General features: G+C 57.1%; 7 protein-coding genes and 1 pseudogene. 4 read left to right on the top strand and 4 right to left on the bottom strand.

The genetic code is table 11. The features are described from left to right. The 4 genes and pseudogenes from A3A5_RS40185 to A3A5_RS37820 form a co-directional block, all read right to left on the bottom strand. The coding region (locus A3A5_RS40185; protein ID WP_051108495.1) for a hypothetical protein at nucleotides 1-484 on the bottom strand (484 nt) is incomplete at its 3' end. Nucleotides 485-917: 433 nt separating this feature from the next. Continuing rightward, nucleotides 918-1,874, bottom strand: coding sequence for a hypothetical protein (locus tag A3A5_RS43050; RefSeq protein WP_157637149.1), 957 nt, complete (start codon nucleotides 1,872-1,874; stop codon nucleotides 918-920). A gap of 732 nt (nucleotides 1,875-2,606) precedes the next feature. Beyond that, on the bottom strand, nucleotides 2,607-2,849 hold the full coding sequence (locus A3A5_RS0106935; protein ID WP_018309882.1) for a hypothetical protein: 243 nt from the start codon (nucleotides 2,847-2,849) through the stop codon (nucleotides 2,607-2,609). A 170-nt stretch (nucleotides 2,850-3,019) separates the two neighbouring features. After that, a pseudogene (locus tag A3A5_RS37820) lies at nucleotides 3,020-3,740 on the bottom strand (DNA-binding protein). Nucleotides 3,741-4,404: 664 nt separating this feature from the next. Here A3A5_RS37820 and A3A5_RS0106925 point away from each other — a divergent pair. From A3A5_RS0106925 to A3A5_RS0106915, 4 genes are all read left to right on the top strand, one after another. Then, the gene (locus A3A5_RS0106925; RefSeq protein ID WP_018309881.1) at nucleotides 4,405-6,741 is read left to right on the top strand and encodes a P-loop ATPase, Sll1717 family; all 2,337 of its coding nucleotides are present in this window, start codon (nucleotides 4,405-4,407) and stop codon (nucleotides 6,739-6,741) included. Between the two features lie 142 nt (nucleotides 6,742-6,883). Next, nucleotides 6,884-7,006, top strand: a complete 123-nt coding sequence (locus A3A5_RS45575; RefSeq protein WP_369797760.1) for a hypothetical protein — start codon at nucleotides 6,884-6,886, stop codon at nucleotides 7,004-7,006. Between the two features lie 316 nt (nucleotides 7,007-7,322). Beyond that, the gene (locus tag A3A5_RS37815; RefSeq protein WP_018309880.1) at nucleotides 7,323-7,772 is read left to right on the top strand and encodes a hypothetical protein; all 450 of its coding nucleotides are present in this window, start codon (nucleotides 7,323-7,325) and stop codon (nucleotides 7,770-7,772) included. 370 nt (nucleotides 7,773-8,142) lie between these two features. After that, nucleotides 8,143-8,682 carry a DUF2939 domain-containing protein gene (locus A3A5_RS0106915; protein WP_018309879.1) on the top strand — a complete coding sequence of 180 codons (540 nt, stop codon included), beginning with the start codon at nucleotides 8,143-8,145 and terminating at the stop codon, nucleotides 8,680-8,682. Nucleotides 8,683-9,279: the final 597 nt, after the last annotated feature.

The following is a 9,279-nucleotide window of genomic DNA, read 5'->3' as shown; positions in this document are numbered from 1 at the left end:
ATTTCAGCGGAATCTTCGGGAGCGTCTGCACCAGGCTGAACAGCAGCGTCCGCACAACGATGGGTGCAACCAACTGGCTGCGAATGCTTGCTGTATCAAAGTCCCATTCATAGTCCCCACCGTCGGAGTAGGTGGCGCGCCCATGGTAGTCAAGGATCATCCCGTGGAACGGGGTCAGCCTCACCGCCCCATCATCGCCTGTAGCGACGGAGCAGAACTCATACCTTGCAGCAAGCTGGTTGCCGTGAAAGCAGAAGCCGAACCTGGCATGGATGAGCCCGAACGGCGTACTTAACGTAAAGTTTTCCTCAGCATCACCAGGAACCACGTTATTTACAAACTCAGCCTCATTGGAAAGATTTGAGTCTGGAATCCACTTTTCCAGAAAAGTCCTCATCTTGCGTGCATGAGCACGAAGCATTGCAGCTTCGTCGGCGTGGTCCCTGGCTGCCGTGCGCTCTTCGCGTGTTGTATCCCTGTCCATAATCCAATCGTTTGATGGCCGGACAGACCCTTTGCAAGGGAAAGATGGAGGCTGCAACCCCTCAGATTCCGGGTTACGGGTGCGGAAATCCCGCAAGAGGAACCCGGCACGTAGGCGTTGTAGGGGCGCGGATGCCCCCATTCCGCGCTAACTGAAGCACCAACCCTCTAAGCCCCCGGAATCAGAGGCCAATCAGAGGCCAATCAGAGGCCAATCAGAGGCCAATCAGAGGCCAATCAGAGGCCAATCAGAGGCCAAATCGTGAGTGAAACAGTCACTGTTATTGTCGGCGCGCTCATTGTCGCTACCGTTGGCTGGGCTGCATGGACGATCCGCGCACTACGCCAGTCGCGGCCCGTAATCGCTGATGCTTCCGCGGAGCGATTAACTTTTTCCTCCTTCATCGCGGCTAGCAGTATCCGGCATAGCCGTCTCAAAGCCGCTGAACGTGCATGGCTAGTGGCAATACCGTGTTGGTGCTGTGCCAAGAGAATATTGTATGATCGGGCTGGTTTCCCCAAGAATTCAACCACCCAAGTGCGTCGATAGTACCGAGGAATTGTTGATATCCACCTGCCGATGCATTTTTTCTTACCGTGCAGCCATACGTGGTGATTCGAAGGGCCTGCAATACGTTAGGCGGGAGCCCAAGTATTGCATTTGCGATGACGAACGCCCCTTTGCTGTGGCCAAACAAACATTTAACAGTTGGGACTTCCAGCAAGATATCGTGCAAAACGTCGGAGGATCCGCTGCCCCGCCGGAAGACTGGTACACCGGAGCTTGCTTTCGAACAGCTCGGAGTAGAGCTCTGAAGGTCTCGGCCAATCGCAGCAACAGACGGCGCAGTATGTGCCAGTAGTTCCTGAACGGACTGTTTGACCCAGTTGTACACGCCGAAGCCAAACCACCCTCCAAGCGCTTGTTGAAAAACATCTGCCACCCCATAGCCTGGGACGATTGCAGCCACAGGCTGGCCCAGCGACATGGAAAGGTTCCACGCAAGGGCGGCGGAGCCAAGCGCTGAACTACCGACCCCACTAACCGAAACGGCTTCCACGCTGCTGTTCTCGTTCGCCCACTCGATAAAGGTCGGAACATCAGCGAACCGAGTTATGTATGGAGAGCGCATGGCGTCAACAACCAGCACCGACCCTTCCGGATTAGTCAGTGCCCCGAGATCGAGATGCCGAAAAATTTCCTCGGTGGCTTTGGTGGCGGAGCCCGTCGTTTGGATAACTTCGCCATCTCCAAGGATGGTCAGCCATAGCGCATTGACGTCATAAAACAGGAAGTCGAATGCACTATTTCCCAGGCGCAGCGCTCGAACACTTGGTTCGATGGCCCACCTAGGAATCTCAAACCACTTAAGGGTCTCCTGCTCATCCATGACGGCGCCTCCGGACTTACCTCTTCTTTTTCTCGCCCGAGCATCGCGAATGCCACCAGCAAGGCTTTGCCAGTCCCGGACTCTCTTTTTTTGACCAAGGCAAGGCACCGTTGACAAGAGTCATCAACCTCGCATGGGCGATGGCAAAGATAACTTAGGAGGAAGCCAAATGAAATACACCGTTACTCTGATAATGTTCGCTTCCGAACATTCAGATTGGCGCCCGAGCGGATGGTGGTCCTGTTTAAGGCGAACCCCGAGGGCTTTGCCAGCGGGGTTCGCACCAAGTCGCGCAGACACACGACCCGCTGCGAGCCATTGTTCAGGAGCGGACGCAGTTGCACGTAGCCAGGGTCATACCAAGGCATGGGGAATCCGCTATCAGAGGGCCGGCCTGAGAGTGGAGCTTGCAAAGGCCGCAAGCACGGGTGATCTTTTGCCGCAAATTGATACGGGCGCCCAAATCGTTTGAATCAAAGACTTGCGAAATCCTTGCTGTGAGCGGGTCCAGCACCGAAGCCGAGAAGCCGTAACAGTAACCGCCCAAGCTGCAGGAAGACTGGCGTCCTCGTTGTAAGCGTTGAACGGGTACAGCGCCGTAGCTTCCTCGCCGGTTGCGAAATGCACGAAGCCGCCAGGGGCTGTAGCCAAGTGCCGCCACCAAGGCCAGTAACGGCTCTCGCTCTGCGCCGGATGACCATGAGGTTGCTCCGATTTCCGGGGCTCGCTGCCTCAGAGCGGCATGTGGTCGGTCGAGAACTCGTAGCGGGTGCCGTCGAATTTGCCCGCCTTTGCGCCATCGGCGTAGGGGTTGAATTTGCCAGCCTTGGCACCGTCGACGTAGATGTCATACTTCGCAGCACGCGCACCGGCAGTGTAGGGATCGAACTTTGTGCTGTTGGCCAGAACCGGGGCAGCGGACAAGGTGGCGGCGATGGCTGTGATGACGATCAAGGCGTAGCGGGTGGCGTTCATGATTTCCCCTTTTCTTTTTTTGAAGCGACCCGGCTGTTGTGGACTTGTTGCGCTGCGGTATCGCATGGATTAAAAGATAAGGGTTTTCCCCAGAGCGGCAAATAGCGAACACAGCAATAAACGGTTTCCCGTTACGCAACAATCACCGGCCCGAGGTCAGAGCATGACCGTTAAGGGGATCTGCCATGACGACTCTCCTTCGGCGTTGCACCCCGCCGCCTGCCCCCGCCGTCCAGCTCGTGCAGCGCCCCGCGCAATTCTGCCAGCAGCTGACGCGCGAGCGGCCCCTCGGCTTCGGCGCGCTCGGCGCGTCGTTGTGCCGCCGCCAGCTCGACGCCCACCCGCTCCAGTTCGAGCGCATGCCGGCCTTGCGCCTGTTCGGCCGCCGCGAGTCGGTCCGTGAGTGTGGCAGCCTGGGCTTCGAGCCGGGCGCGCGCCTCCGCATGGGGCCACGGCGGCGTCGCGGGCCTCGCTGCGCGCGGCGGCCAGTTCGCCGCGCAGCTCCTCGGCGGTCCGCTCGCTCTTCTGGCGCGCGCGTCGTCCCGCTCGGCCTCAGCCGCATTCGCGACGTCGCGGGCTTCCACCCGTAGCGCAGCCAGTTCGCTGCTCGCCGCTTCATTCGCGGCCTGCCAGGCCGTCTTGATCGCCTCGGCGGCGATGTCCTTCAACGCATCGGGCAGATCCGGGTGATCGATGGTGACGCGCGTGCGCCCGCGCAATTCCTGCCAGAACTGCTGGAGCACCTCGGCGGGCGTGCCCATGCTGCCCTTGCGTACCAGGCTGTAGAGCTTGTTGGCAGTGGGCGTGACCCCGTAGCGGTAAGAACAGCAGGCCGCAGACGTCGCGGTACAGCGCGCGGTTGTCGGGGAAGCGGCTGCGCAGTTCAGCCAGGTCGGCCTGCAGGGTGGCGTCGAGGGCCGGACGAGATTCGTGTGTAAGGCCTGCACAACTCGAGCAATGGGTGCCAACAGACCGGAACGACGTTGATGGTTACGTTAGAACTGAAGGTCACAGAAGGCGACTGGACTGTCGGCGAATACCGAGCCTTCCTTCGGCATCAGCTCGTCGATACATACATGAAGGAGCCCTCGATAGCCGCCACCCGAGAGCGCGAGCACCTGAAAACGCGATTTTGTTGTACCCATTCCACAACCCCAGAATCGAAACAAAGGGACCGCTGACACTTGCCGCGCCATCACGATGGCTAGCACTCTCATGCCATGAGTGCTAATGTACCACTATATCAGCAACCATTACGCCGTCAAGGCACTATATATTGTGGTTATCGCCTTGGCATTCCCGAGAAAGGTGACACCGCGCGTGAATGTTTGCAGGCGCCCACCTTGGTCTTTTTGCCGGGTAACTGACCAACGGCAAATAACATTGATGGCCGGAACCTCCCCTAACGCGTTATTTGGCAAAAATGCTGCATACTCACTCGGCCGGTGAGGAGCCGCTCATGGCCGGCAAGCTTGGTCAGCAGGAGGACGCTGCCAGGCCGGGCGGCAGACGAAAATTTTTGTAGTTGTTGGAACGCTCGTAGCAGCTAAAGAGAATGACAAAAGAGCTTGCGTTTGTAGCCTACCCATCCTTCGACGGCGAACTATCGCGCATCATCCGCGACGCGATTGCGTCGGCAAATGCCAAGCCCATCGACGTCCACTACGAGCCATGGGAGTTCAACGACATCCCAGGCAATCAGCTTGTCTCGCCGATTCTGGAGCGCATTCAGGAGTCGCGCTACATCGTGGCCGACATCACCTACCTGAACTTAAATGTCGTCTACGAGATTGGCTTTGCGATTGGTTGCAGCAAACGCTGCTTCCTCGTGAGAAAGAAGAACACGGAGGGGGACCGCGCCCTTGCGAAGGATGCCGGCATCTTCGATACGTTGGGCTACTTCGAGTATACCGATGCCTCGGACCTCGAACGACGCTTGAGCAGCCGCATCGATGTGACGCCGCTGTCGGTCCAGGGTACCCTCGACTCCAAGGCTCCGGTCTACGTAGTCGAATCCCCAATTTCCGGCGATGCGGCCACGATGCTGACGTCGCGCATCAAGAAGGCGAGATACCGCTACCGAAGCTTCAGCCCAGATGAAGATACCCGGCTGTCTGCTAACGACGCGATTCGCCAAGTGGTCGCCTCGGCAGGCGTCGCTACCCCACTGGAAAGCGGGACGAGCCGTATCGCGAAGGTGCACAACGTCCGAGCGATGTTCGTCGCAGGCCTGGTTCGAGGTCTGCAGAAGCCACTGCTGATGCTTGCGCCGGCAGGTTATGACGCACCGCTGGATGTCCGGGACGACGTGAAGACGTATCGCTTCCCGGATGACATTCTCGAGATGGTTAGCGAGCTGGCACTGGAGATTACTGAGTACCAGCAGATGGTCGACCCGTCACCCGTGACTGGCGCCACGATTCTCCAGAACCTGCGAGTTGGAGACCCGACCGCAGAAAACGAGATGGCGACTCTGGCCAACTACTATCTGCGGACTGACCAGTACACCAGGACTATCAACGGTGACGTCAATCTGGTCGTCGGTCGGAAGGGCGCAGGCAAGACCGCCCTATTCCTTCAGATTCGTGACCGCACTCGCTCGGACAAGCGAAATATCGTCGTAGACCTGAAGCCCGAGGGGTTTCAGCTCCTCAAGCTCAAGGAGGAGTTGCTGACGTATCTCAGTGAGGGCTCGCTCCAGCATCTTGTCACGGCGTTCTGGGAGTATCTGATTCTTCTCGAGGTCGCCTACAAGCTGCTCGAGAAAGACCGAGTCACGCACAAGAACAACCACGAAATCTACGAGCTTTACCGAGAGCTCGAGGCAACGTACAAGACGGACGAGTTCTCTGACGAGGGCGATTTCTCCGAACGCCTCTTGGCGCTGTCCCAAAACATCACCGCAAAGTTCAAGCAATTGCATTCAGACGAGCCTGGTCAGCGACTGACAAACGACCAGGTCACCAGCCTTCTCTACTACCACGACATCCGAAGCTTGCGGACGAAGATTTCGGACTACCTTGAGAAGAAGCAGTCGGTCTGGATTCTCTTCGACAACTTGGACAAGGGATGGAGCACCGGCGGCGTCGACGAAATCGACACTGCAGTTCTGCGCTGCCTGATAGATGCTGGCCGCAAAATCGAGTCGCAAATGCAGAAGTCCGGGCATCGCTTCCGCTGCATCGAATTTGTGCGGAACGACGTGTATGAGCACTTGATGCAACGCAGCGCAGACTACGGGAAGGAGATGCGGGCGATTCTCGACTGGACCGAGCCCGACCTCCTACGAGAAATGCTACGACTACGCCTCGTGAACGCCTTGGAGTTATCGCCTGACAGGACGGGCTTCGACCAAGCATGGCGAAGCCTGTGTGTTTCTCACTTCAACGGCGAAGAAACGTCGGCGTACATGATTGACCGCTCCTTGATGCGACCACGCAACCTGCTCAAGATATTCAACCATTGCCGCGGCTTCGCCAATAACTTCGGTCACGCGAAGATTGAGAACTCTGACATCGAGAAGGGACTACGAGCGTACTCGCAGGACTTGCTGATGGAGCTGGACAGGGAACTCGCAGACGTACTACCCCAAGCGCAAGACCTCGTCTATCGATTCATCGATGCCCCGGCAACTATGCAGAAGCAAGACCTTGTCGCACTCTTGCAAGATACTGGAACGGACGAAGACCTCGTGGCGAAGAGGCTGGAGTTCCTTCTCTATTACGGCATCATTGGACTCCAGACGCCTGAGCGGACCTACTACATCTTCGATGTCAACTACGACCAGAAGGTTCTGCGAATCCGGGTCGAGCGTGCCGGCGAGGATGCTGTCTTCGCCATCAATCCGGCGTTCTGGCCAGCACTGGACATTCGGCCTCCCTCGAGGAACTGAAACTAGGCCATCTTCGTTTGCTCTTTTCTCACGCACGCACCGCTTGTCCCGCGTGCGTTGGTCGAAGCCATGGTGACCGCAAGGTCAGTTTGCCCCGCGTACTGGCGACAGTGAAGTCTCATGACCCCATACGATCTTTGTATTGATCCGTGCAGGCAGCGCTACGCACGCGTTTAGTTCAAATCAACGGTTCATCGGACTAACCACAAGACAAATTGGTATCGGATTGCACGCAGGGATGACACCCGAACGTATGGACGCTTGAGTCCGACCGCGGTGAAGACAATTGCCACCGCAACGGTGTCCCTACGCCCTTGTCGGCTCGCACTCTGCACCTACGGTTGCCCAGCATTGACGACTGGGAGCGTAACGGCGGTGCCCGGCGCAGTTTGAGGCACTTCCCCACGTCCTAGAGACCGGACTGGGGCGAGAAGGTCGGCCGTCCTTCCGAGTGCTTTGTCACCGCTGGCGGAAGGAGCGGCACATTTACCCTCCAAAAGATTGGGATGCATCAATCCATTTGGCCGATGCGAATCTTCCGAAGCTATTCCAGTATTGAAAGGAAAGCCACGGGGACAATCATGAAATTCATCACGCTAAGCGTCGTTGTCGCAACTGCACTACTGAGCGGGTGCGCCTCCACCGTAATCGAGCAACGCACCTTCAAGTCGTATACGGTTGGGCGGGATGTCACCGCAACAACTGGGAGTGTTATGTTCACCGATCAAAACGGCTACATCACCAAACGGCGTGTTTGGGTCGGCATCCTTCACTCGCCAGATGGGTGGAAGACGATGACAGAGCCCTCGGAAGATTTCTACAAGAAAGAGCTGATTTACTCTGGCCTTTCCGGGACAACTGTGGAGCTCAATTATCGGGAATTCCGTCAAGGCTATGCTGCCCCCGCCTTCTATCAGAGCGTCAAATACGACTTGGCGGAATCGAAAACTGTGCAGTTTCAGAATTTCACGATCGATATCATCGCGGCTGATAATAGGCAGATCAAGTACAAGATCGTCCGAGATCGGTAATGATCGAAGCACTGTCGACAATAATCCGACAGCTCTCATATAGAGATGAGTGGATCAAGACGGGTGTCAATATGCCATTTGCAGCTGTCTTGGAACAATGCCACCCCATCGAAACATCCATGCCGGAGCCACGAGCTGCAGGTCAAGGCCTTGAAAGAATGTCTAGGCCTATCCGATTCGAAGCCGCTGCCGCCTGATCTTGCCATCCGTCACATGTCGAGCCCTGAGCTTGTCATAGGAACTGTCGCTCTCGATGCGCAATGACTGCGTCCGACCTTCGCCCAATCCGCTTGTATGCCCCCATTCTGCGTGCTCATCTGTACTGGTTAATAAATCTTCACCGCAAGTTCTGGACAACAGGGAGAAGAGGATGAACAAGAAGGTCATCTCCGCCGTCGTGTTGGTTGCCGCTGGAGCCGTCAGTAGCTACGCCAGCCCGTACTGGGCCGTCTATCAAATGTGTTCAGCAATAGAGGCTCTGGATTCCGAGAGATTCTCGCGGTATGTCGACTACCCAGCCCTGCGCGAGAACCTGAAGGCCCAGATTATGCTTTCTCTGAAGGACAAGATGCAATCCCCAGGGATGAAGGACAGCCCGTTTGCCGGTCTTGGTCAGATGATCGGTCTGGCGATGGTTAATACTATGATCGACACAATGGTGTCGCCTGCTGGTGTCATGGCAGTGATGGCCGGCGAGAAGCCATTTTTAAAGCCGTCACAGTTATCCTCGAAGCCAACCGAAGCAAAGGAAGAAGGTGCAAAAGAAGCCCCGAAATATGATGTCTCCTATCGGAGTTGGGATCTCGTCCAGGCCTCTGCCTCAAGGGACAATGGCGATAAGATTGTCGCTGACCTACGCCGCGATGGCTTCTGGTCATGGAAGTGGACGGGCATCAAGCTGCCGGACTGATGCGTTTCACCGTCTGACGCGAATTGACCGCCCGCTGCAGGCAGTCCGGCATCTCGCCCCGTCCCAATTTTTCCCCTCGGCACTGCGGTAGCAAACCGGGTGCAGTCTCGGCGGCGGAGGTGGCGGCCGATCTGCACCTCGCCGCCGCCAGTTCAACCATCGTCGGGCCGTTTCGTACAATTACCCCCGGCACTAACCGATCTTCGCCTCGCATACAACCCACACAAATGAGTGATGACAAAGGGTGGCGTATGTCATCGTCACACGGCGGTTGAGCGTTGCCATGTGTCATGGCACGGAAGAAGGTCAACAAGGGGGCGGCTTCAGAATTCGGAAAATATTGCCCTCTAAGACCCACCCCTTTCAAGGTGACGAGAAATAGGGCACCCTCCGTGTTCTCGAACGAAAGCCGGAGTGAGTAGCGTGGTACTGGATGCAGTGGTGGAACGCTTTATCGAACACAGCCCGATCAGTGTGATGGCGCGTCTGGGGTTGCAACGCGCCCTCGATGCGGCCTGGATCGACGAGTTGTTCGAGCAGGAGCGTGAAACGCAGTACACGCGGGAGCTATTGTTCTCGACGACGGTTGAGATCATG

This window comes from Cupriavidus sp. UYPR2.512, from assembly GCF_000379565.1.
Lineage (GTDB): Bacteria > Pseudomonadota > Gammaproteobacteria > Burkholderiales > Burkholderiaceae > Cupriavidus.
This window is presented reverse-complemented; position numbering and strand designations above follow the sequence as displayed.